A 22,461-nucleotide genomic window follows, 5' to 3' on the forward strand; every position below is an offset into this window, starting at 1 on the left:
ATCTTTTGTGTTCAAGCCGAGGCGAGCCCGGATTGTTTGCCAAGTTGCGGATGGGTTGTCGGTCCGGCAGCCCGGATCCGTTCGCGCAGGCGCTTTGCGGCGATAACACCGTCTTCCACCGTTACGTCCATGTCATATGCGCCGACAATCTTCTGGTCCGCTTCTGCCTGCCGGGCGACGGTCAAGGCATCCGCAACCGCCTCCTTGCCCTCATACACTTCGGCAAAGGCAAGCCGTTCGACCCAGGTTACATTTGCGCCCAACCAGACGGCTTCCCCATCAAGCAAACGGTTGGCGGTGATGACTTTCATCAAGAATTCTCCTTCAGGCTGCCGCCACTGCGCGCGCAGTCTGCGGCGCAAGCGGTTCAGCATGGTCAAGCGCGGCGTAAGCGACCGCTTCTCCAATCACGATCAGGACGGCACCATCCACGTCCGGGCGGTCTGCCAGCCGAGGCAGATCTCCGAGGTGTCCGGCAAACTGGCGTTCATCCGGATGGGCCGCGTTTTCGAAAACAGCCACAGGGGTCCCAGCATTCATGCCCGCGGCAATCAGCTTGCCGGCAACAGCGGCTGCGACCGACCGGCCCATATAGACGGCAACCGTCGACCCTTTAAGGGCAAGGCCCGCCCAATCCGGAAGGGTTTCGGACTTGGCATTGTGCCCGGTGGCAAAGACAAGGTTCGATGCGACACCGCGCAAGGTCAGCGGCAATTGCGCCGAGGCGGCAGCCGCAAAGGCCGCGGTCACGCCCGGCACCACGTCGAAGCCGACACCTCCGGCCCGTAGCGCGTCCATTTCCTCGGCCGCACGGCCAAAGATCATCGGATCGCCCGCCTTGAGGCGCACCACCTTGTGCCCTTCCCGGCCAAGCTTCACAAGCAAGGCATTGATTTCGTTTTGCGTCACGGAATGCGCGCCCTTGCGCTTGCCGACAGAAATGCGCTCCGCATCGCGCCGTCCCATGGCGATCACACCGGAGGGCACCAATGCGTCATGAACGATCACGTCGGCTTCCTGCAACAGCCGTTGCGCTCTCAGTGTCAACAGGTCTTCGGCGCCCGGTCCGGCACCCACCAGCCAGACAAATCCGGGGTCATCGGCAATGCCGTTCAACAGCCGCTGTGCTTCGCTGCGGGCCACATCCGGCTTTCCGGCATAAAGATTGGCCGCAACGCTGCCGGAGAAGAAGCGCGCCCAGAACCGGCGCCGCGCCGCGCCATCGGTGATCACCCGCGCCGCCGCATCGCGGAAGTTTTCCGCCAGCCGCGCCAGCTGGCCGGTCGAACGCGGCAGCATCGCCTCGATCCGTGCCCGGATATGCCGGGCCAGAACCGGCCCGACCCCGGTGGATGTGATCGCAACCGCAATCGGCGCACGATTGACCAGGGCTCCGGTATAGAAGTCACAGAGTTCGGGCTTGTCGACCGCATTGGCCGGAACACCCATGATCCGGGCGGCATCGACCACGGCCTTGTCGAGAGCCCAGTCCTCGCGGGCGCTGAACACCATCGCCGCGCCGGTCAGGAGACCGGGGCGAAAGTCTTCGGCCACATGTTCGGCCCCGGCGTTCCGGATTGCCTCTTGCAAGTCCGGCTCGATTTCTTTCGAAATCACGACAATCCGGGCATTGGTTTCGCTGAGAAGACGCACCTTGGCAGCCGCCTCACCGCCGTGCCCGACCACAAGCACAGCCCGTCCGGCGACCTTCATGAAGACCGGGAACACATCAAGGCGGTTTGCGCTTGCCGGGCGCGCTTTGGGCTTTGTCGGGCGTGCAGCCATGGTCAGGGTCTCCTCACCCAGTGAACACCTGCCTAATCTAAGGGTTGGGCACGCACCGCACCGGGCACGCCATTTCAAAGGCAGCACGGATAACGAAATAGTTTTTCGTGAACAGCAGCCAGCATCGATTCCCAGTTCAATTTTTGCGCTGTCCCGGGCGACGGTTAAAGAACCGCGCGCCTGTAAGCCGATGAATGAGGCGGATTTGAAACCAATTCCCCGCAAGATCTTTCCGCAGGGGCAATCCGATGTATGATCAAGAACGCTTTATCGTCAAAGGAGTGACCGCATTTCATGCCTCTCAGAAAATTCGCCGTTCTCTTATCGACTGTCGTGCCGATCCTTGCCCTTGTTCCAGCCGCAGAAGCCCAACAAGCGGGCAATGAGACCAACTACTGGCAAACCCGGTGCAGCGGCCCTTCCCGGGCACCTCAGACCTTGACCTGCGAAACCACGCAACGGGTCCTCACAGCCGAATCCCGGCAACTTGTCTTCAAGATCGACATTGTCTACCCGCCCCGGAACGCTGCCCCGGTCATGCGGATACAGGCCCCGCTCGGCTTCCACCTGCCGGGAAAAATCAAACTCGCTGTCGACGGCACGCCATACCGCGAACTGGACATCGCCAGCTGTGATTCACGCGGATGTTTTCTCACGATCACCGCCGACAACCAGCTCATCGACGCCATGAAGGCCGGCACGGTGCTGCAGCTGGATTTCGCACCTGCGCCGGAACGGCGGCAAACGATTGATGTTCCGCTGCAAGGCTTTACCCGCGCAATCAACGCCATTCAATAGGCAGCAGCCGGAACGGGACCGGCGGCACAAGGCCGCCGGAAAAGGGAACGCGCCGGACGCGTTACTTCATCGCCTGCAGGATGGAGACATAGTTGGCGACAGCCGCGCCGCCCATGTTGAAGATCCCGCCAAGTTCGGCATCCTTGACCTGAATGCCGTCCGCCTGACCTGTCAGCTGCATGGCGGTCAGCACATGCATGGAAACACCCGTAGCGCCAATCGGATGTCCCTTGGCCTTCAATCCGCCGGACGGGTTGACCGGCAGTTTACCGTCCATCTCGGTCCAGCCTTCAAGAACAGCCCGCGCGCCTTCGCCTTCTTTGGTCAGGCCCATGGCTTCATACTCGATCAACTCGGCGATGGTGAAGCAGTCATGGGTTTCCACGAAGGAGAGATCATCAAGAGCCAGCCCCGCATCGCCCAGCGCCTCGCCCCAGGCCTTGGAGCAGCCCTCGAACTTGAGGATGTCACGCTTCGACATGGGCAGGAAATCCTGCACATGCGACATGGACCGGAACGCCACGGCCTTTTTCATGCCAAGCGCAGTTGCCGGATCGGTCAGAACCATCGCCGCTGCGCCATCGGACACGAGTGAACAATCCGTCCGCTTCAAGGGTCCGGCGACAAACGGGTTTTTCTCGCTTTCGGCGCGGCAGAACTCAAAGCCCAGGTCCTTGCGCATCTGCGCAAAGGGGTTCGCAACACCGTTCTTGTGGTTCTTGGCCGCAATCCGCGCCAGCGCATCGGACTGGTCGCCATATTTCTGGAAATAGCCGTCCGCAATCTGGCCGAAGACACCGGCAAATCCGGCCGGAATATCGCCCTCTTCCTTCAGATAGGAGGCCTTCAGCAGGTTCTGGCCGATTTCCGGTCCCGGCGTGGTGGTCATCTGTTCGACACCGACCACAAGCACAAACCGCGCCTCACCCGAAGAGATCGCCCGCACCCCCTGATGGACGGCAGCAGACCCGGTGGCACACGCATTCTCGACCCGGGTGGCAGGTTTGAAGCGCAGCGCATCGTCAGCCTGCAGCACGAGCGACGCTGTAAAGTCCTGCCGGGAGAAGCCGGCGTTGAAATGCCCAAGCACGATCTCGTCGATATCCTCGGCTGAAACGCCTGCATCTTCAATTGCATCGCGCGCGGCGCGAACAATCATGCTCTCAACCGTTTCATCCGCGTGTTTGCCAAACGGCAAATGCGCCCACCCCACCATTGCTGCGGTCATGTCACCTCTCCTGCTTTGTTTCCAAGCCAGCGTCCCGATCAGGAAATCTGTTATGATGCCAAATCTTCGAGGCCATTGCGGCGACCGCGATGCCCCGAAACCTTGGCGCCCAAGCAACCAGTAATTGACCTGATCGTCAATATATTCCTTTTTTTACTTATATTACAATTGGTTAATAATCCAAGTATTCTTGAGCACCAAGCCGGAAGCATGACTAGATATGGATACATGCGACTGAGCGGAGCCATCTCGGTCTCTTGTCAACACTTCAAGCAAAAGAAGTTTTATCGTCCGTCACAAACCGTCACGCTGACCACCCTCGTTTCCTGATTGTTATCCATGAGGCTCGGCCTGACAGTCCGGTCCCGAAGGCGTGCCAGCTGCGAACCATATTGAGCACCGGTTTTACAGCATGGCCACATGATCTTGTGAAGCCGAATGGAGCGTTTGATGAAAACCGCCCTCGCCCTTCAATCAAGTCACGATCGAACGCAATCTCTGGCAGACCTGTTCAAACCTGGGGACGCGCCGTTGTTTCCCGACGTTCAACTCAGCGCGCAAGAGGCTCTTCAGCATGTCGAAACCCAACTTGCCCTGGATGGAAACCCTCACCGCAATCTCGCTACATTTTGCCAGACCCAGGGCGGAGATGAACTTCATTCGCTGATGAACACGGCAATTTTCCGAAATCTTGCGGATTCAAAAAACTATCCGCGCACAGCTGAACTTGAACGGCGCTGCATACAGATGCTTGGCGAATTATGGAATGCCCCATCCCTCCGGACTGTTGTCGGGACCTCGGCAACAGGGTCCTCAGAAGCTTGCATGCTGGGAGGGCTGGCGGCCAAGGGGCGCTGGAAAGCCCGCCAGAAAGCCAAGGGCATTTCGCCCGGACAACCAAACATCGTTTGCGGCCCGGTGCAAACCTGCTGGGACAAGTTCTGCCAGTACTGGGAGATCGAGAAACGCGAGATTCCCATGACCCCGGAGCGATTGGTCATGGACCCGGACTCCATGCTACAAGCTGTCGATGAAAACACGATCTGCGTGGTGCCAACGCTCGGCGTGACCTTCACCGGGCTTTATGAGCCTGTGGCCGCTCTTTCGGACGCTCTGGATTGGCTGGAACGAAAACAAGGCCTGTCTATCGACATTCATGTCGATGCCGCATCAGGCGGATTTCTCGCACCCTTCTGCAGCCCGGACCTTGTCTGGGACTTCAGACTGCCAAGGGTGAAGTCCATCTCGGCCTCGGGACACAAATATGGTCTGGCTCCCTTGGGCCTTGGCTGGATCCTGTGGCGGACAGCCGATGACCTTCCGCACGACTATGGCTTTTCGGTTCCCTATCTCGGTGGATCGGTTGCATCTGTATCCTTGTGTTTTTCGCGTCCCGCCGGTCAGGTCCTCAGCCAGTACTATCTGTTCAAACGCTTGGGACGCGACGGTTATCGGCAAATCCAACTGTCATGCTACGAGGTTGCAAACCATGTCTCTGCCGAGATCGAAAGCCTCGGCTTGTTCAAACTCTTGCACACTGGCGACCCATTGTCGGGCATTCCGGCCGTCAGCTTTCAGATCAGCCAGGATCAACACCCAGCATTCAACCTGTCCGACTTGTCTGACGCCCTGTTGACGCGTGGTTGGCATGTTCCGGCATTCGACCTCACCGGGTCAATGCCGCATCGAAAGACGATGCGGCTTACGATCCGTCACGGGATGACATTTGAATTGGCACAGGAATTTCTCTCTGACCTCAATGCGTCCGTCAACGAGTTGACGAAATAGCCGCCCGCGCTGAAGGAGCCGGCACAACGTCATGGCACTTTGATACACCGGCACGGATGCTTGTCCCGCGTCCAAGTGGTTCTGTTGGGGACAGTCCTGAAATTTGCTGAAACCTTTAAAATGCCCCATGCCCCAATCGAATCCGGGCATGAATTGAATGAACGTGCCAATACGCTGCAGGAGTTTGGCCTGCAGCCAATGTCTACTACACGCAAAAGTCAGAACCAGCGTTCAGACCATTCATGGTCATTTTTCTCTAAGCCCATGAGGCGTAGACTGAAATAAAAAATTCGGCAAGGATGCAAAAACAATAACATTTCGGCTCACACCTTCCCGATTTGAAGCATCAGTCTTCAGCAGGATTATCGCGAAATCTCAACTCCTCATTGAGGCAATGATGTACAAGATTTCTGATAACCGGTCGCTCGACCGCCAATCGGAAGGCAGCCCCGGCAGCCAGGCCAGGATTTCCGTTTGGTCCCTCGCCATAATGAATATTGCCGCTGTGGTCAGTCTTCGCGTAACAGCTGCAGGTGCCGAATACGGACTGACCTCGGTTTTCTTCTACGTCCTGGCCGCCGTTTTTCTTCTGATCCCGGTCACACTGGTTTCCGCCGAGCTTGCCACTGCCTGGCCCCATCGCGGCGGCGTTTTCCGATGGGTAGGTGAAGCGTTCGGGCCGCGATTTGCGTTTCTCGCCATTTTTCTTGTCTGGATCGAGGTGACGATCTTCTTTCCCTCGATCCTGACCTTTGCAGCCGCCTCCCTTGCCTTCACGGGGCCCCATCATGCGGCTGACCAGGCGCTGTCTGCGAACCGGTTCTATACAGCAGGCGTGGTGATCGCAATGAACTGGCTTGCAGCTTTCGTCACCCTTCGCGGTGCCGGCCTGTTTGCACCGGTCATCACCTGGAGTGGCGTCATCGGGACCATCATCCCGGCAGCGCTCATTATCGGCCTGGGCGTGTCCTATTTTTTCTCCGGCGGCACGAGTTATGTCACCTTCTCGTGGAGCAACCTTGTTCCGGACATGACCCATTTCAGCAATCTGGTTCTGGCATCTTCAATCCTGCTCTATTTCAGCGGGATCGAAGTCAATGCCATCCACGTTGAACGGGTCCGGAATCCCTTGCGGAACTTTCCGATTGCCGTTTTGATCGCGGCTCTTGCCACAGTCGTGATCTATGTCTTGTCCACGCTCGCCGTTGCGATGATCATCCCGCAAAAGGACATCAATCTCGTTCAGAGCATGATTATTGCCTACGACAAGCTCTTCCATTTTTTCGGGGCTGCCTGGCTTACCCCCGTTCTTGCGGTGATGCTTGCAATCGGCGTATTCGGAACCGTGGCCGTCTGGATGGCCGGCCCGAGTGCGGGCATGCTTGAAGTCGGTAAGGCGGGCTTCCTTCCGCCTTCAATGCAGAACACCAACCGGTTTGGTGCTCCGGTCAAACTCCTGCTGATTCAAGCCGGTATCGTGACAATCCTTGCCATGGGCTTCGTCATTCTGCCTTCCGTGCAAATCACCTATCAAATCCTGAACGAACTCGCCGTCACACTGTATCTGGTGATGTATCTGTTGATGTTCGCCGCAGCGATCAGGCTCAGATTTTCGCAGCCCGATACACCGCGTCCGTACCGGGTTCCCGGCGGCAGGTACGGTCTTTTCGTTTTCGCCAGTCTGGGCTTTACCGGCTCCCTCGTGGCCTTCTTGCTGTCCTTCGTCCCGCCAAGCCAGTTTTCTGTCGGCAACCCGGTGGTTTATGTGTGGCTGCTGATTGCCGGTACAGCGTTTTTTGTCGCCCTTCCCTTTGTCATTTTCGCCCTGCGCCGTCCCGAGTGGCGTGTCGAAGGCAGTGATTTCGAGCCATTTACCTGGGAAACAAATCAGGGCACATCACAAATTGACAGCGATATTAATACTAATACATCCGATTTTAAATCTTCCTCATAAACAAATTCAAACAGCCAGACCAAGCAACTCCGGAACAAGTATTGAATTCTATTTCACATTCTTGTCATCTCCATGAGCTACGCGTCCTTGTATTAAAACAAGCGTTACTTCAGGCACTTTTTATTAGGCACGGGCCAACCTCTCGCGAGGTTGGCCTTTTTCGTTAGGTGTCTGCCCCTTGACCATCCGGCACAATGCAGATAGCCATTCAAAGCGCTTTGGAAGGCGATTGAGAAACAATTCCACACCACGAGGAGGGAGCCCATGAGCGTATTGGATGCCATCGATAGCCGCACCGTGTCCGCAGACATGCCGGGCGATCAGGATTGGTGGCGGGGCGCCGTCATCTACCAGATCTATCCGCGCTCGTTTCAAGACTCCAACGGCGATGGCATCGGCGACCTGAAAGGTGTGACCAGCCGGCTCGACTATATTGCCGGTCTCGGGGTCGACGCGATCTGGCTCTCCCCGTTTTTTACAAGCCCGATGGCAGATTTCGGCTACGATGTCTCCGACTATGAAGATGTCGACCCGATGTTTGGAACATTGGCCGATTTCGACGAGATGCTGCGGGAGGCCCACACCAGAGGCCTGCGTGTCATCATTGATCTGGTCATTTCCCATACATCCGACCAGCACGCTTGGTTCCGGCAAAGCCGCAGCTCGCGCGACAACCAGAAGGCGGACTGGTATGTCTGGGCCGAACCAAATCCCGACGGCACGCCTCCAAACAACTGGCTGTCAATCTTCGGCGGCCCGGCCTGGGAGTGGGACAGCGTCCGCTGCCAATATTACCTGCATAATTTTCTGGCCAGCCAGCCAGACCTGAATTTCCATAATCCTGACGTCCAGGACGCTGTTCTGGAGGCTGCCCGGTTCTGGCTGGATCGCGGGGTCGACGGATTCCGGCTCGATACGGTGAATTTCTATTTTCACGACCGGCACTTGCGCGACAACCCGCCGCTCCCGGCCGGTGCAACACTCACGGGCGTCGAAACCAGCAACCCTTATGCCTTCCAGCTCCATCTCCATGACAAGACCCAGCCGGAAAATCTCGGGTTTCTCGAACGCCTCCGGGAACTGCTTGATGCCTATCCGGGAGCAACATCGGTCGGGGAAATCGGAGCCGATCGTGCCGTCATCAAGACCACGGCAGCCTACACGGAAGCGGGCAAACGCATCCACATGGCCTACAGTTTCGACCTTCTGTCGACCGCACGGTCCGCCGCCTATATCCGCGACACCATTGAGGGCATGGAAAACGGCATCGGTTCGGGCTGGCCGAGCTGGGCGCTGTCCAACCACGATGTCGTGCGCGTGGCGACCCGCTGGGGCGAAGGCCTGCAGCAGGACCGTTTTGCCCCGCTGTCATTGGCGCTGGTGACGTCCTTGCGCGGAACACCTTGCATCTATCAGGGCGAAGAGCTGGGTTTGACCGAAGCCGATGTGCCGTTCGACAAGCTTCAGGATCCTTACGGAATTCGGTTCTGGCCGAGGTTCAAGGGCCGGGACGGATGCCGGACCCCGATGCCATGGACCGGTGACGACGCACGGGCGGGCTTCACAACCGGGGACCCGTGGCTGCCGGTGGCTCCGGAACATCGGGAGCGGCCGGTCAGCACACAGGCCGGGGATCCGGCGTCCGTTCTTGCAAGGACAGGCGCGTTCTTGAAATGGCGCAAGGATCAGCCGGCACTCAAGACGGGCGCCATCCGGTTTCTGGACAGCCCCGCGGAAACGCTTGTGTTTCTTCGCGAACTGGAAGGTGAAACCGTCCTCTGCGCGTTCAACCTGGCGGATGAAGCCGCGACAATTCGTCTTCCCGGGATGACGCCTCTGTCTCTGGAAGCCCCTGGTTTCACTGGTCAATCAGCTGGCGAGACACTCCATCTGAACGGCCTTGATGCCTATTTCGGACGTGTGGGATAGGACCAAACCGGCCCCGTTGTCCGGCGCTGCTTTTTTTTTCGATGCGATATCGTTAAAAGGCGCAGAGCCGTGCTTCCCAACAAGACAAAATACAAATGACCAAGCGCCTGCCCCTGTCTGTCTTCATCATTGCCCAGGACGAAGCGGACCGCATTTCAAGACCGATCGAAAGCGTGCGGGATTGGGTCGATGAAGTGGTGGTGATCGACAGTGGCTCCCGCGATGACACACGCAAGATCGCAGAAAGTCTCGGCGCAAGGGTTGTGCACAATGACTGGGCCGGTTACGGCCCTCAAAAACGCTTCGGCGAAGATCAGTGCCGCAACGACTGGCTTCTGAATCTGGATGCGGACGAAGAGGTCACACCCGGCCTGGCTGCGGAAATCAAGGCCAGGTTCGCCGACGGGTCCTACCGGAACGCGGACGGATGGCGCGTGATGATCCGCGATACATTTGCCCACGAGCACGAACCGGCCACCTGGGCCTATGGCTATCACCAGATCCGGCTATACGACCGGCGCAAGGGGCGCTTTTCGCAGTCCACCGTCCATGACACGGTCCGGCCGGAGGCAGGGGCGCAAATCGCGAACCTGTCCGGGATCATGGCACACCGGTCGCTCAAGTCTCTGGATTTTCAGGTCTTCAAATACAACCGCTATTCCAACATGCAGGTCGAGGACATGGAAATGCGCGGACGGAGCATACCACGGCTGCGCCTTTTGACCGAGTTCCCGCTTTCCTTCGTCAAGGGATATGTCTTCCGCCGCTATTGGCGCTATGGCTGGTGGGGCCTGATCCTTGCCATGAACTACGCCCATTCGCGCTTTCTGCGTGTCGCCAAGGCCTACCAGACCGATCTGGTGAAAGAGCGGAGCTCCTAAAGCCCAAGCCCGGCCTGTTTTGTCTGGGGTCAGGAGCCACGAAGGCAGTATGTTTCTTCGAGGCGGTTGTCTATAAGAGCCCCATGCTGGACACCTTGATTATAGGCGCGGGGCCCGCAGGCCTGTTCGCCGCCGACCGACTAAGCGAAATCGGACACACGGTCCTCGTGATCGACCGCATGCCGTCCCCTGCCCGCAAGTTTCTGATGGCCGGGCGTGGCGGCCTCAATCTGACCCACAGTGAAGGGCTCGACGCCTTTTTGCCGCGATACCGCGAGGCCGAAGCGTTTCTGGCACCGCTGATCGAGGCGTTCCCGCCCGAATCCTTGCGAACCTGGTGCGATGCGCTTGGTGCAGACACCTTTGCCGGCACAAGCGGGCGGGTGTTTCCGAAGGCCATGAAGGCCTCTCCCTTGCTCAGGGCATGGCTGAAGCGGCTTGAAACCAGAGGTGTCGAATTCCGAACCCGGACAACGTGGCTCGGATTTCCAAAGCCCGGTATCGCGCAGCTCGAAGCTGCGGACGGAGCGGTCGAGGCCATCCAGAGCCGCAGCACCCTTCTTGCCACCGGCGGTGCAAGCTGGGCAAAGCTCGGCTCAAACGGCCGCTGGGCAGAGGCCCTGACCGGCCTTGGGGTTGCTGTCCATCCATTGAAACCGGCCAATTGCGGATTTCAAATTGGCTGGACACCGTTTGTGAGCGAAAAATTTGCCGGAACCCCGTTGAAACGGATCGGCCTGACGGTCGGCTCCCGGACGGTCAAGGGCGAGGCCGTCCTGTCGGGAAAGGGGCTCGAAGGCGGCGTCATCTATGCCTTGTCGGCGGAGATCCGCAACATGATCGAGACCGAAGGCCATTGCGATCTGAAAATTGATCTCCTGCCCGATCTGAACCCTGATCAGGTCGCGCAGAGGCTGTCAAAACAGCGCGGCAAGCAGTCGGTCACCACCTTCTTGCGCAAGGCCTTGAAATTGTCGCCGGCGGAAATCGCCCTGGCCCGGGAAACCTCCGTGCTTGCCTCGGAACCATCCGCGCTTGCCCGCCAGCTGAAGTCGGTGAAGCTGCGCACAAACTCGCCCTATCCAATCGACCGGGCAATTTCCAGCGCGGGCGGCATTGCCTTGTCCGAACTTGATGACCGGATGATGCTGAAAAGGCACCCGGGGGTGTTCGCAGCCGGAGAAATGCTGGACTGGGAAGCCCCAACCGGCGGCTACCTGCTTCAGGCCTGTTTTGCGACCGGTTATGCGGCGGCCAACGGCATTCACGCCTATCTTGCCGGTGAACAGATGGAGTTGCCCATATGACCCGCCTTTTCATCGACGCCGACGCCTGTCCGGTCAAGGAAGAAGCGGTGCGTGTCGGCGAACGGCACCGCGTGCAGACCCTTTTCGTCAGCAACAGCTACATGCGTCTGCCGGACAGCGATCTTGTCGAACGGGTGATCGTGCCGGACGGTCCGGACGAGGCCGACAACTGGATCGCCGAACGGGCAGGAACGGGCGATGTCGTGGTTACGGCGGACGTGCCGCTCGCCGCAAGATGCGTGGCCGCCGGTGCCCTGGTGATTGGGCCCACGGGCAAGCCGTTCCGGGAAGATGCCATCGGCATGCGTCTTGCGATGCGCGATCTCAACACGCATTTGCGGGAGATCGGCGAAATCCGCGAAAGCGGCCCGGCCTTCACAAAGGCGGACCGCTCCCGGTTTCTCAACCAGCTTGAAACCACCATGCGGGCGGCCAAACGGATCGCATCAGACGGCTGAACGGGGCGCCCCGGACGAAGCGACCTGCCGCCGCCAACGTCCCTATTGGCAGAAACGATAGTTACCCGAATAGGCCAGATAATAGCCGGTGTTCGGATTGAACGACCGGTATTTGCCCGAACAATACTGATACCAGGCCGGTGTCCAGGGTTGAGGCCGGTAATAGACCGGCGCCGGTGCAACATAGCGCGGCGGCGGTGCATAGTTATAGCGCGGAGGCGGGGCAGCGTAGCGCGGTGCAGCAAGCGCGGATCCGACGATGGCTCCGGCCGCAAAACCGCCCGCAATGGCAGCCCCCGTGTTCCACCCGTTCCGGGCCACGGATTCTGTTGGCATCAATGTGGTGGCTATCCCGGCAATACCGGCAATGACCGCAGCGGCAGTTCTGGTTTTCCCGACCATGTCACGTTCCCCTTGGCTTCAGCGGCAAACGCCCCCTTTTTGTTGAAGGAAGCTTCGCCGAAGGCAGTCTAGAAGGAAAATGTGGCCTAGGTCGTCAGAATGGCCCTGACGCAATATCAGAGCATCAAACCATTCAAAACTGGATATATTTGGCATGTTTCTGCTTGAAATCATGACAGAAAATACAGGCAAAAAAACAAATTACGGCGAAAAAACGGCACAATTTCTTACAATGCCGATGAATATTCACGAAAGACATAAACTATCGCTTGTCAGAGGGCCTGCTACCTCCTACCTTACGCGCTATCGGCCCGTTCGGCCGAGCGGGACATGAAATAGACCCGGCAAAGAATTGGTTTCGGTAGATTGAGGTGCAACCCGGTCTGCTCTGAATTTCGAAGCTTTTCCGTATCTAACTGATTGCTCGTTTACCAGCGTCGGCGATACGGTTTCGTCGGCGCGCATTCAAAACGGAAGGTTTCTCCATGCGCGAGAACGGCACAATCAAGTTCTTCAACCACGACCGCGGTTTCGGTTTCATCACGCCGGAAAACGGTGGCAAGGACGTCTTCGTCCACATCACTGCTTTCGAAAAGGCCGGCATCTCCAATCCGGAAGAAGGCGCGAAGATCTCCTTCATCGCTGAAGACGATCGCCGTGGCCGTGGCAAGCAGGCCGCGCAGCTCGAGCTCGTCTGATTTTCAGACAGCTGATGATGAAAACGCCGGTTTGCGCCGGCGTTTTTTATATGTCGAACCCGCGATCCGCAGTCTGCGAGACAGGATCATGCGCGTTCCGCAGGGTCTCCAGCTCCCGCATCCGCGCCTGACTGCGCTCCGGATTGAGCTGGGTGACACCGGTGATCAGGACTTCCGCGATCGCCATCAGGGCGAGGGACGAGTCCCAGGGTGAAGACACAGCCACCCGCGCCGGCAGCACAAATTCCGCAATCCGGGCAATCGGTGACATCCAGCTGTCGGTGATCAGCGCAATTGCCGCCCCTTTGCGTGCAGCCGCTTCCGCAAACTGGATAATTTCCGCCTGATAGCGGCGGATGTCGAACACCACCACCACATCCCGCGGGCCGATGGCCAGCAGCTGGTCCAGCCAATTGCCTTGCTGCCCGGCAATATGCACCACGTCGGAGCGCACGATGCGCAAATGCGCTGCCATGTAACGCGCCAAAGCATCGGTAAACCGGCCCCCGATCAGGTGAACCGTCCGCTTGTCATCCGCCAGCAGCTTGATCAGCCCGTCAATCTCGCCCTTTGGCAAATGGGCAAAGGTCTCCCGCAGATTGTCGACCATCCGCGAAACCTGCGGATCGCCTCCGGCTTGCCGGGGCATGGCGGCACTGCGGGCAAGCGGCGAATTCAGCTGACTGTCCAGCTCCTTGCGCAAGCGTTCCTGAAACGCGGCAAAGCCTGAAAATCCCAACCGGGCGACAAATCGCAGGATTGTCGGCGAGCTGACACCGGCGGCTTCCGCGAATTGCGCAACCGTGCCCAGGCCCTGAACCGGATATTTAGCAAGCAGGGCATGCGCCGCCTTTTTTTCCGTTACGGTAAACTCTTCCAGTCTCTCGCGAATTTCCTCCACCAGCGGCCGTTGCATGGTGTGTTCTCCCGGCATTGCCTTTTTTGACAAGGATTGTGTTTGACTTCCCCGCCGTCTTTGTATCAAATCATACAAGGTTACGCTTTGACTGCAATCCTGTAACAAAAAATACAAATCGGGATGCAGCTCCGTAATCGCTTGAGGGGAAGATATTCATGGACTCTGGCAAATCCACGAGCGGCCCGGTTGCGCCGGTCGCATTGGTGAATGAGAGCGGGAATAGCCCGTTCGTGCTGGTGTGCGACCATGCCAGCAACCGCCTGCCGTCCCCTTATGACCAGACACTCGGCCTCTCGGTGGCGGACAAGCAGGCCCATATCGCATGGGACCCTGGTGCCCTTGGCACCGCCCTGCACATGAGCGCTCTTCTCGACGCGCCGCTTGTCCACTCCACCATCTCGCGGCTGGTCATCGATTGCAATCGTGATACGGCAGCCCATGACCTGATCCCCGCGCTCAGCGAACGGACCGAAATCCCCGGAAACGTGAACCTCTCCCGCGAGGAGCGCGCCCGGCGGATTGCTCTTGCTCATGCGCCCTTTCACGGCGCAATCGAGCAGCTGATCAATGACCGTCTGGCGCAAGGGACCGAAACCGTTGTTGTTTCAGTGCATACCTACACACCGGTCTACAAGGGCATTCGTCGGCAATGGGAGATCGGCCTGATCTACGACCGGGACGCCTCCCTCGCCTTTCCGGCCCTTGAGGCCTTGCGGCGCGATCCCGCACTCACGGTCGGCGACAACGCGCCCTATTCCCCCCGTGACGGGGTCTATTACACGCTCAGGCGCCACGGCGAGGATCGGGGCCTCAAGGCGCTGATGATCGAAATCCGCAATGACGAAGTAGCAAGACCCGAACAGGAACGCCTCTGGGGCGAAAAGCTGGCTGCGGTTTTAAGCGAAGCACTCGCGGCCGCCAAAGCCGGAGAGCCGCGGCAAGGAGAGGCCCATGCTTAAGGCCGCGCGAACCTATGTTGCCCTGGTGGACGGGTTCAATCGCGGCCTAGGCCGGATCATCATGTATGGCGTTCTGGTCATGGCGGGCATCCTGTTGTGGTCATCGATTTCCAAGACCTTCTTCAACCCGTCGCTGTGGACACTTGAAGTCGCCCAGTTCGCGATGGTGACCTATTACGTGCTCGGCGGTCCCTACTCGATCCAGATGGGCTCGAATGTGCGGATGGATCTGTTCTATGCCGAGTGGTCACACAAGAAGAAGGCCTGGTTCGACGCGTTCACGGTCCTGTTGCTGATCTTCTATCTCGGGATCCTGCTCTATGGCGCGGTCGGCTCGACGGCTTACTCGCTCGGCTATTTCGGCATGGAGCCCTTCGTCTTTTTCAAGGACCTTATCCTCGCCTTCGTGACCGGTGGCCCGTCCAGGGCGTCCGAGCTGATCGGATATATCGAGCGCAGCCCGACCGCCTGGCGGCCCTATCTCTGGCCGATCAAATTCGTGATGATCCTCGGTTTCTTCCTGATGCTGCTGCAATGCGTTTCGGAACTGATCAAGGACATTGCCCGCCTTCAGGGAGAAGAGATCTGATGTCTTACGAGATGATCGCTCTTTTCATGTTCGCATCGATGATGCTGATGCTTCTGACCGGCCAGCGTGTGTTCGGCGCAATTGGCGGGGTTGCGGCCATTGCAGCCCTGGCGCTTTGGGGCACGGGCGGATCGGAAATCCCGTTCTCCGCTTCGATGAAGCTGATGAAATGGTACCCGCTCCTGACCCTGCCCATGTTCATCTTCATGGGCTATGTCCTGTCGGAATCGCGCATCGCCGACGATTTGTACAAGATGTTCCACGTCTGGATGGGACCGCTCAGCGGCGGCCTTGCCATCGGGACGATCTTCCTGATGGTTCTGGTTTCGGCCATGAACGGGCTGTCGGTCGCGGGCATGGCCATCGGCGCAACCATTGCGCTGCCCGAACTGCTCAGGCGCGGCTATGACAAGCGCATGGTGACCGGTGTGATTCAGGCAGGCTCCTCGCTAGGCATTCTGGTGCCGCCTTCGGTCGTGCTTGTGCTTTATGCGATGATCGCCCGCCAGCCGGTCGGTCAGCTCTGGCTTGCCGGTGTGGTTCCGGGCCTGATGATGGCAGGCCTGTTCGTGCTTTACATCGCCATCCGCTGCAAGTTCCAGCCGCATCTGGGACCGGTCCTGAGCGAGGACGAGCGCAATATCAGCCGCTCCGGGAAATACCGGTTGCTCCTGTCCGGCCTGCTGCCGCTGGTGATCTTTGCCGCCATGATGGTGCCCTTTGTCAACGGCTGGACCAGTCTGGTCGAAAGCTCCGCCATCGGCGCCCTCACCGCCTTTCTGGCGGCGGTCGCAAAACGGCGCATGACCTGGGCGGTGTTCCAGACCTGCCTGAAGCAGACCCTTGGCATCACCTGCATGTTCATGTGGATCATCCTGGCCGCCCTTGGCTTTGGAGCCGTGTTCGACGGCCTCGGCGCGGTCAAGGCCATCGAGAACCTGTTCACCGAACAGCTCGGTCTCAATCCGTGGCTGATCCTGATCCTGATGCAGCTGTCCTTCCTGCTGATGGGAACGTTTCTGGACGACACGGCCATGCTGGTCATCGTGGCGCCGCTTTATGTGCCGCTGGTCGGCGCACTCGGGTTCGATCTGGTCTGGTACGGCGTGCTTTACACGATCACCACCCAGATCGCCTACATGACCCCGCCCTTCGGCTACAACCTGTTCCTGATGCGGGCCATGGCCCCCAAGAACATCACGATGCGCGACATTTACGGCTCGATCACCCCTTTCGTGATGGTGATGCTGCTGGCACTCGCGCTTGTCATCACCTTTCCGAAAATCGCCCTGTGGCTGCCGCACACGGTCTACGGGCTCTGAGAACTTCAGCGGGCAAACAGGACAAGCATTCAAACGGAGGAAAAAGCACGACAGACAGGGTTCTGAAACACAAGCCGGAACGGCACCAGAACCGGGGAACAGCATGAACCAGCAAGAGGGGAGTACTCCAACATGACCAGCAGACGTGATTTTTTGAAGAAAGCCGGTGTGGGAACCGCAGCCGCAGCAGGGGCCGTTACCCTTGCCGCGCCAGCCGTCCACGGCCAGACGCCGATCAAGTGGCGCATGCAGACCTATGCCGGACCGGCCCTTGCAGAACACGTGATCAAGCCGCATATCGACGCCTTCAATCAGGCGGCCAACGGCCAAATGGAAATCGAACTGTTCTTCGCCGACCAGCTGGTTCCGACCGGCGAATTGTTCCGCGCCATGCAGCGCGGCGTGATCGATGCGGTCCAGTCGGATGACGACTCCATGGCCTCGCCGACCGAGGTGACGGTGTTTGGCGGCTACTTCCCGTTTGCCTCGCGCTATTCGCTCGACGTGCCGGTGCTGTTCAACCAGTACGGCCTCAAGGAAATCTGGGAAGAGGAATACGCCAAGGTCGGCGTCAAGCACATCTCCGCCGGTGCCTGGGACCCGTGCCACTTCGCCACCAAGGACCCGATCCGCAGCCTGGCCGACCTGAAGGGCAAGCGGGTCTTCACCTTCCCGACCGCAGGCCGGTTCATGAGCCAGTTCGGTGTCGTGCCCGTCACCCTGCCCTGGGAAGACATCGAGGTCGCGGTTCAGACCGGAGAGCTGGACGGCATTGCCTGGTCGGGCATTACCGAGGACTACACAGTCGGCTGGGCGGATGTGACCAACTACTTCCTGACCAACAACATTTCCGGCGCGTGGTGCGGGTCGTTCTTCGCCAACATGGAACGCTGGAACGAGTTGCCGCCGCATCTGCAGACCATGCTCCAGCTCGCCATGGACGCCTCCCACTATTATCGCCAGTGGTGGTACTGGGGCGGCGAGGCAGCCCTGCGCGTCAACGGCACCAAGATGGAACTGACCACGATCCCGGACGAGGAATGGGCCAGCGTCGAAACCGCGGCCCTTGCCTTCTGGGACGAGGTTGCGGCCGAATCGCCGACCAAGGCGAAAGTCGTTGAAATCTTCAAGAAATACAACTCGGACATGCAAAAGGCTGGACGGCCCTACCGATACACCTGAGTGTAGCCCAACTTCCGGTCCGGCCCCCCGGACCGGGTCTTTTTATTTGACCAAGAACAAAGCGGACACTTCCCCATGGCTGGAAACCTGACCTTCGACGGCCTCAAGCAAGCCGTTGAGAATGGCGAGATCGATACGGTCCTGACCTGCGTTGTCGACATGCAGGGACGTCTCATGGGAAAGCGGTTCCACGCCCGGCATTTCATCGACAGCGCCTACCGGGAAACCCATTGCTGCAACTACCTGCTCGCAACCGATCTGGAGATGTACACCGTCGAGGGCTATGCCGCGACCAGCTGGGCGGGCGGGTATGGCGACTATGTCATGAAGCCGGACCTGACGACCTTGCGCCCCGTCCCCTGGCTTGAGGGAACGGCCATGGTGCTCTGTGATATTCTCGACCATCACACCCATGAAGAAGTGCCGCATGCGCCCCGCACGCTGTTGAAGAAGCAGATCGCGCGCCTTGCCGAACTTGGCTTGTCGCCCATGATGGCGAGCGAGCTGGAGTTCTTCCTGTTCGAAAAGAGCTTTGACGAGATCCGCAAGGCCGGGTTCCGCGATCTGGAGCCGATTTCCGCCTATAACGAAGACTATCACATCCTCCAGACCACCAAGGAGGAAGAGGTGATGCGCCCGGTGCGCAACCATCTTTATGCCGCCGGGATTCCGGTCGAAAACAGCAAGGGCGAGGCGGAAACCGGTCAGGAAGAGCTCAACATCCGCTATTCGGCGGCGCTTGACTGCGCCGACTACCACACGATTTCCAAACATGCCGTCAAGGAGATCGCCTGGGCCAAGGGCCGCGCGGTTTCTTTCCTTGCCAAATGGCGGAGGGACAAGGTCGGCTCGTCCTCCCATATTCATCAGTCGCTTTGGACGGCCGACGGGAACAATGCGTTCTGCGATGCGTCCGGCGACTACGGCATGTCGGACACCATGCGCCACTATATGGCCGGTCTGATCACATATGCCCCCGACTACACCTATTTCCTGGCCCCCTACATCAACAGCTACAAGCGTTTCCAGAAGGGCACCTTCGCGCCGACCAAGACGGTCTGGTCGGTCGACAACCGCACGGCCGGGTTCCGCCTGTGCGGGGAAGGCACCAGGGCGCTCCGGGTCGAATGCCGGATCGGCGGCTCGGACCTGAACCCTTATCTGGCGCTGGCCGCCCAGCTCGCCGCCGGGATCAAGGGACTGGAGGAGAAGCTCGATCTCGCCCCGCCCGCTTCCGGAGATGTCTATGAAGCAAGCAGCGCCCGCGAAATCCCGGGCACCTTGCGCGATGCAAGGGACACCTTGATCAATTCCACGATGCTGCGCGACGCCTTCGGGGACGCGGTGATTGACCATTATGCCCGCGCCGCCGAATGGGAAATCGAGGAATTTGACCGCGCGGTGACGGATTACGAGGTCGCGCGCGGATTTGAACGCGCCTAGAACACCCCCATCAGCCTGCCTAAAAAGACTGCGCCGGGACGCAGCGACAAGAGGTGTCACATGTCAGATATGATCAAGTTAATCTCCCCCATCGACGGGTCGGTCTATGCCGAACGTCCCGCCCTTGACGGCACCGCGGTCGACCGGGTTGTCGCGGACGCCCGCCGGGCCCAGCCGGACTGGGCTGCCGTGCCGGTTGCCGAGCGCGTCGCGCTCTGCCTCAAGGCGCTCGACGCGCTGAAGGCAATGAACGACGAAGTCGTGCCGGAACTGGCCTGGCAGATGGGACGGCCGGTTCGGTATGGCGGCGAACTGGGCGGCACGGTCGAGCGCACCGAATATTGTGCCAAGACCGCTGAAACGGCTCTTGCCGATATCGAACGCACGGACAAGCCCGGCTTCAAGCGCACGCTCAAGCGGACACCGCTTGGCATCGTCATGGTGATCGCGCCCTGGAACTATCCGTTCATGACCGCGATCAACACCATCATGCCGGCATTGATGGCGGGCAATGTGATCATCCTGAAACATGCCGCGCAAACGCTTCTGGTTGGCGAAAGGCTTGCCAGGGCGTTCGAGATTGCCGGGCTGCCGAAGGGCGTGTTCCAGAACATCGTGCTGACCCATGAGGGGACTGAAAAGCTTTTGGGCTCCGGCGTGATCGATCACGTCAACTTCACCGGGTCCGTTGCCGGTGGCCGTGTCATTGAAAAGGCGCTGGCCGGTACGTTCGCGACCCTTGGCCTTGAACTCGGCGGCAAGGACCCGGCCTATGTCCGGGCCGATGCCGATCTGGGGTACGCGATTGAAAATCTGGTCGACGGCGCATTCTACAATTCCGGCCAGTGCTGCTGCGGCATCGAGCGCGTCTATGTCCATGAAAGCCTTTATGACCGGTTCGTCGAAGGCTTTGTCGACCTCGCCAGCCAGTACAGGCTCGGCAATCCGCTCGACCCCGACACGACGCTCGGGCCCTTGGCGCAGGCCCGGTTTGCCGCCTGGGTGCGCGAACAGACCGACGAGGCGCTGCGCAAGGGGGCGAAGGCCCATCTCGACGTCAACGCCTTTGCCGCCAGCAAGGACGGCACGCCCTATCTCGCCCCGCAGGTGCTCACGAATGTCAATCACCAGATGTCGGTGATGCGCGAGGAGAGCTTCGGCCCGGTTGTCGGCATCATGAAGGTCAAGGATGATGCGGAAGCGCTGCAATTCATGAATGACAGCCCCTACGGCCTGACCGCCTCGATCTGGACCCAGGACGTGGACGCGGCCTCCCGGCTTGGCGACCGGATCGAGACCGGCACCGTGTTCATGAACCGCTGCGACTATCTCGATCCGGCGCTGGTGTGGACCGGCGTCAAGGAAACCGGAAAGGGGGCCGCCCTGTCCGAGATCGGCTTCCACAACCTGACCCGGCCGAAATCCTATCACTTCCGGGTCGAGCACTGACCCGGCCACTGACCCGTTTCTGCTCCAATTTTCCCTCTAGCGAATGATAGTCCCATGAGCTCAACTCCTTCCGTGAACTGGTCCTACCCGACCTCCGTGCGTTTCGGTGTCGGCCGGATCAAGGAGCTTCCCGAGGTGGTCAAGGCCTCGGCCATGAAGAACCCGCTGCTGGTCACCGATCCGGGCCTTGCCGCCCTGCCGATGGTGTCCGATGCCATTGACAGCCTGAAGGCATCCGGTCTTGAGGCCGCCGTCTTTTCCGACGTCAAGCCGAACCCGGTCGACAGCAACATCACCGCAGGTGTAACCGCCTACAAGGCAGGCAACCATGACGGCGTGATTGCCTTTGGCGGTGGGTCCGGCCTTGATGCGGGCAAGCTGATTGCCTTCATGTCCGGCCAGACCCGGCCGATCTGGGATTTCGAGGACATCGGCGACTGGTGGACCCGCGCCGACCCGGAAGGCATTGCCCCGATCATCGCGGTGCCGACGACGGCGGGAACCGGCTCCGAAGTCGGCCGCGCGGGCGTCGTCACCAACGAGGCGACCCACACCAAGAAGGTGATCTTCCATCCGAAGATGCTGCCCGTGACCGTGATCTGCGACCCGCAGCTGACCGCCGGGATGCCGCGCATGATCACCATCGGCACCGGCATGGACGCGCTCGCCCATTGTCTGGAGGCCTATTCGGCGCCGATGTATCATCCGATGTCCGAAGGCATTGCGCTGGAAGGCATCCGGCTGGTGCTTCAGAACCTGCCAAAGGTTGCCGCCGACGGTTCCGACCTTGAAGCCCGCGGCCACCTGATGAGTGCGGCGGCCATGGGTGCGGTCGCGTTCCAGAAGGGGCTCGGCGCGATCCATTCGCTGTCCCATCCGGTCGGCGCGCTTTATGACACCCACCACGGCATGACCAATGCCGTGTTCATGCCCTATGTGCTGCAATTCAACCGCCCGGCCATCGAACAGAAATTCGAGCGTCTCGCCGGGTTCCTTGGGATTTCCGGCGGCTATCAGGGCGTTCTCGACACGGTCCTGACACTGCGCGCCGATCTCGACGTGCCGCACACGCTCGCCGGTCTTAATGTGGGTGCCGAAAAACGCGAGCTGATCGCCGAGATGGCAATTGTCGACCCGACCGCCGGCGGCAACCCGGTCGAACTGACAAAGGCAGGCGCGCTGGAGATCTTCGACAAGGCGCTTTCCGGAACGCTCTGACCGGCCCGCAAAGCTCATGGCAAAACGGGGCCGACCGGCCCCGTTTTCTGTTTTGACACGCTTGAAACCTGCGTTTGAAGGCTTCATGCCGGGCGTAAAAACCGCCGGGTTGATCAGGCAAGACCTCCCCATCATCCGTCATCCCATGGCTT

At 59.6% G+C, this 22,461-nt stretch carries 20 protein-coding genes; 15 read left to right on the forward strand and 5 right to left on the reverse strand.

The features are described 5' to 3' along the window. Positions 1 to 11: 11 nt before the first annotated feature. Both E1297_RS27795 and cysG read right to left on the reverse strand, forming a co-directional pair. On the reverse strand, positions 12 to 311 hold the full coding sequence (locus E1297_RS27795; protein WP_155143975.1) for a DUF2849 domain-containing protein: 300 nt from the start codon (positions 309 to 311) through the stop codon (positions 12 to 14). 13 nt (positions 312 to 324) lie between these two features. Next, positions 325 to 1,785 carry a siroheme synthase CysG gene (gene cysG, locus E1297_RS27800; protein ID WP_155143977.1) on the reverse strand — a complete coding sequence of 487 codons (1,461 nt, stop codon included), beginning with the start codon at positions 1,783 to 1,785 and terminating at the stop codon, positions 325 to 327. 294 nt (positions 1,786 to 2,079) lie between these two features. Here cysG and E1297_RS27805 point away from each other — a divergent pair, with 294 nt between their 5' ends. Next, entirely contained in the window at positions 2,080 to 2,583 is a 504-nt protein-coding gene (locus E1297_RS27805; RefSeq protein WP_155143979.1) for an invasion associated locus B family protein, read from the forward strand. Positions 2,584 to 2,644: 61 nt separating this feature from the next. Here E1297_RS27805 and E1297_RS27810 read toward each other — a convergent pair whose 3' ends face one another. Beyond that, complete coding sequence (locus tag E1297_RS27810; RefSeq protein WP_155143981.1) at positions 2,645 to 3,811, reverse strand: acetyl-CoA acetyltransferase; 1,167 nt, start codon at positions 3,809 to 3,811, stop codon at positions 2,645 to 2,647. Between the two features lie 450 nt (positions 3,812 to 4,261). Between E1297_RS27810 and E1297_RS27815 the strand changes: the two genes are divergently transcribed. The 6 genes from E1297_RS27815 (at position 4,262) to E1297_RS27840 (ending at position 12,128) form a co-directional block, all read left to right on the forward strand. Next, a complete protein-coding gene (locus E1297_RS27815; protein WP_196223421.1) occupies positions 4,262 to 5,599 on the forward strand; it encodes a glutamate decarboxylase in 1,338 nt (445 codons plus the stop codon). A 397-nt stretch (positions 5,600 to 5,996) separates the two neighbouring features. Then, positions 5,997 to 7,553, forward strand: a complete 1,557-nt coding sequence (gene gadC / locus E1297_RS27820; RefSeq protein ID WP_155143985.1) for a putative glutamine/gamma-aminobutyrate antiporter GadC — start codon at positions 5,997 to 5,999, stop codon at positions 7,551 to 7,553. A 264-nt stretch (positions 7,554 to 7,817) separates the two neighbouring features. Beyond that, positions 7,818 to 9,482: an alpha-glucosidase family protein gene (locus E1297_RS27825; protein ID WP_196223422.1), complete on the forward strand. Its 1,665-nt coding sequence runs from the start codon at positions 7,818 to 7,820 to the stop codon at positions 9,480 to 9,482. A gap of 95 nt (positions 9,483 to 9,577) precedes the next feature. Beyond that, positions 9,578 to 10,363 carry a glycosyltransferase family 2 protein gene (locus E1297_RS27830; protein ID WP_155143987.1) on the forward strand — a complete coding sequence of 262 codons (786 nt, stop codon included), beginning with the start codon at positions 9,578 to 9,580 and terminating at the stop codon, positions 10,361 to 10,363. Between the two features lie 83 nt (positions 10,364 to 10,446). Continuing rightward, on the forward strand, positions 10,447 to 11,670 hold the full coding sequence (locus tag E1297_RS27835; RefSeq protein ID WP_155143989.1) for a TIGR03862 family flavoprotein: 1,224 nt from the start codon (positions 10,447 to 10,449) through the stop codon (positions 11,668 to 11,670). Then, positions 11,667 to 12,128, forward strand: a complete 462-nt coding sequence (locus E1297_RS27840) for a YaiI/YqxD family protein (protein ID WP_155143991.1) — start codon at positions 11,667 to 11,669, stop codon at positions 12,126 to 12,128. The genes E1297_RS27835 and E1297_RS27840 overlap by 4 nt, the downstream gene beginning before the upstream one ends. 42 nt (positions 12,129 to 12,170) lie before the next feature. On the opposite strand, the gene E1297_RS27845 is transcribed toward E1297_RS27840, so the two are convergent. Continuing rightward, on the reverse strand, positions 12,171 to 12,464 hold the full coding sequence (locus E1297_RS27845; RefSeq protein WP_244327915.1) for a BA14K family protein: 294 nt from the start codon (positions 12,462 to 12,464) through the stop codon (positions 12,171 to 12,173). A gap of 551 nt (positions 12,465 to 13,015) precedes the next feature. Between E1297_RS27845 and E1297_RS27850 the strand changes: the two genes are divergently transcribed. Continuing rightward, a complete protein-coding gene (locus E1297_RS27850) occupies positions 13,016 to 13,228 on the forward strand; it encodes a cold-shock protein (protein ID WP_155143995.1) in 213 nt (70 codons plus the stop codon). A 46-nt stretch (positions 13,229 to 13,274) separates the two neighbouring features. Here the strand turns inward: E1297_RS27850 and E1297_RS27855 are convergent, their stop codons facing one another. Continuing rightward, complete coding sequence (locus E1297_RS27855; protein WP_155143996.1) at positions 13,275 to 14,144, reverse strand: MurR/RpiR family transcriptional regulator; 870 nt, start codon at positions 14,142 to 14,144, stop codon at positions 13,275 to 13,277. Between the two features lie 158 nt (positions 14,145 to 14,302). On the opposite strand from E1297_RS27855, the gene E1297_RS27860 reads away from it, so the two are divergent. The 7 genes from E1297_RS27860 (at position 14,303) to E1297_RS27890 (ending at position 22,309) form a co-directional block, all read left to right on the forward strand. Then, positions 14,303 to 15,106: an N-formylglutamate amidohydrolase gene (locus E1297_RS27860; RefSeq protein ID WP_155143998.1), complete on the forward strand. Its 804-nt coding sequence runs from the start codon at positions 14,303 to 14,305 to the stop codon at positions 15,104 to 15,106. Then, positions 15,099 to 15,695, forward strand: coding sequence for a TRAP transporter small permease subunit (locus tag E1297_RS27865; protein ID WP_155144000.1), 597 nt, complete (start codon positions 15,099 to 15,101; stop codon positions 15,693 to 15,695). The genes E1297_RS27860 and E1297_RS27865 overlap by 8 nt, the downstream gene beginning before the upstream one ends. Next, positions 15,695 to 17,017, forward strand: coding sequence for a TRAP transporter large permease subunit (locus tag E1297_RS27870; RefSeq protein WP_155144003.1), 1,323 nt, complete (start codon positions 15,695 to 15,697; stop codon positions 17,015 to 17,017). The genes E1297_RS27865 and E1297_RS27870 overlap by 1 nt, the downstream gene beginning before the upstream one ends. A 132-nt stretch (positions 17,018 to 17,149) precedes the next feature. Next, positions 17,150 to 18,199, forward strand: coding sequence for a TRAP transporter substrate-binding protein (locus E1297_RS27875; RefSeq protein WP_155144005.1), 1,050 nt, complete (start codon positions 17,150 to 17,152; stop codon positions 18,197 to 18,199). 75 nt (positions 18,200 to 18,274) lie between these two features. Next, complete coding sequence (locus E1297_RS27880) at positions 18,275 to 19,642, forward strand: glutamine synthetase family protein (RefSeq protein ID WP_155144006.1); 1,368 nt, start codon at positions 18,275 to 18,277, stop codon at positions 19,640 to 19,642. Between the two features lie 60 nt (positions 19,643 to 19,702). Further along, a complete protein-coding gene (locus E1297_RS27885; protein ID WP_155144008.1) occupies positions 19,703 to 21,091 on the forward strand; it encodes an aldehyde dehydrogenase family protein in 1,389 nt (462 codons plus the stop codon). Positions 21,092 to 21,145: 54 nt separating this feature from the next. Beyond that, the gene (locus tag E1297_RS27890; protein ID WP_155144009.1) at positions 21,146 to 22,309 is read left to right on the forward strand and encodes an iron-containing alcohol dehydrogenase; all 1,164 of its coding nucleotides are present in this window, start codon (positions 21,146 to 21,148) and stop codon (positions 22,307 to 22,309) included. Positions 22,310 to 22,461 lie beyond the last annotated feature (152 nt).

Source organism: Roseibium sp. RKSG952, assembly GCF_009711355.1.

Bases quoted from the DNA above. Each gene is read 5' to 3' on its own strand.
- E1297_RS27795 (WP_155143975.1), bottom strand. From the start codon at position 311: ATGAAAGTCATCACCGCCAACCGTTTGCTTGATGGGGAAGCCGTCTGG.
- cysG (WP_155143977.1), bottom strand. From the start codon at position 1,785: ATGGCTGCACGCCCGACAAAGCCCAAAGCGCGCCCGGCAAGCGCAAAC.
- E1297_RS27805 (WP_155143979.1), top strand. From the start codon at position 2,080: ATGCCTCTCAGAAAATTCGCCGTTCTCTTATCGACTGTCGTGCCGATC.
- E1297_RS27810 (WP_155143981.1), bottom strand. From the start codon at position 3,811: ATGACCGCAGCAATGGTGGGGTGGGCGCATTTGCCGTTTGGCAAACAC.
- E1297_RS27815 (WP_196223421.1), top strand. From the start codon at position 4,262: ATGAAAACCGCCCTCGCCCTTCAATCAAGTCACGATCGAACGCAATCT.
- gadC (WP_155143985.1), top strand. From the start codon at position 5,997: ATGTACAAGATTTCTGATAACCGGTCGCTCGACCGCCAATCGGAAGGC.
- E1297_RS27825 (WP_196223422.1), top strand. From the start codon at position 7,818: ATGAGCGTATTGGATGCCATCGATAGCCGCACCGTGTCCGCAGACATG.
- E1297_RS27830 (WP_155143987.1), top strand. From the start codon at position 9,578: ATGACCAAGCGCCTGCCCCTGTCTGTCTTCATCATTGCCCAGGACGAA.
- E1297_RS27835 (WP_155143989.1), top strand. From the start codon at position 10,447: ATGCTGGACACCTTGATTATAGGCGCGGGGCCCGCAGGCCTGTTCGCC.
- E1297_RS27840 (WP_155143991.1), top strand. From the start codon at position 11,667: ATGACCCGCCTTTTCATCGACGCCGACGCCTGTCCGGTCAAGGAAGAA.
- E1297_RS27845 (WP_244327915.1), bottom strand. From the start codon at position 12,464: ATGCCAACAGAATCCGTGGCCCGGAACGGGTGGAACACGGGGGCTGCC.
- E1297_RS27850 (WP_155143995.1), top strand. From the start codon at position 13,016: ATGCGCGAGAACGGCACAATCAAGTTCTTCAACCACGACCGCGGTTTC.
- E1297_RS27855 (WP_155143996.1), bottom strand. From the start codon at position 14,144: ATGCAACGGCCGCTGGTGGAGGAAATTCGCGAGAGACTGGAAGAGTTT.
- E1297_RS27860 (WP_155143998.1), top strand. From the start codon at position 14,303: ATGGACTCTGGCAAATCCACGAGCGGCCCGGTTGCGCCGGTCGCATTG.
- E1297_RS27865 (WP_155144000.1), top strand. From the start codon at position 15,099: ATGCTTAAGGCCGCGCGAACCTATGTTGCCCTGGTGGACGGGTTCAAT.
- E1297_RS27870 (WP_155144003.1), top strand. From the start codon at position 15,695: ATGTCTTACGAGATGATCGCTCTTTTCATGTTCGCATCGATGATGCTG.
- E1297_RS27875 (WP_155144005.1), top strand. From the start codon at position 17,150: ATGACCAGCAGACGTGATTTTTTGAAGAAAGCCGGTGTGGGAACCGCA.
- E1297_RS27880 (WP_155144006.1), top strand. From the start codon at position 18,275: ATGGCTGGAAACCTGACCTTCGACGGCCTCAAGCAAGCCGTTGAGAAT.
- E1297_RS27885 (WP_155144008.1), top strand. From the start codon at position 19,703: ATGTCAGATATGATCAAGTTAATCTCCCCCATCGACGGGTCGGTCTAT.
- E1297_RS27890 (WP_155144009.1), top strand. From the start codon at position 21,146: ATGAGCTCAACTCCTTCCGTGAACTGGTCCTACCCGACCTCCGTGCGT.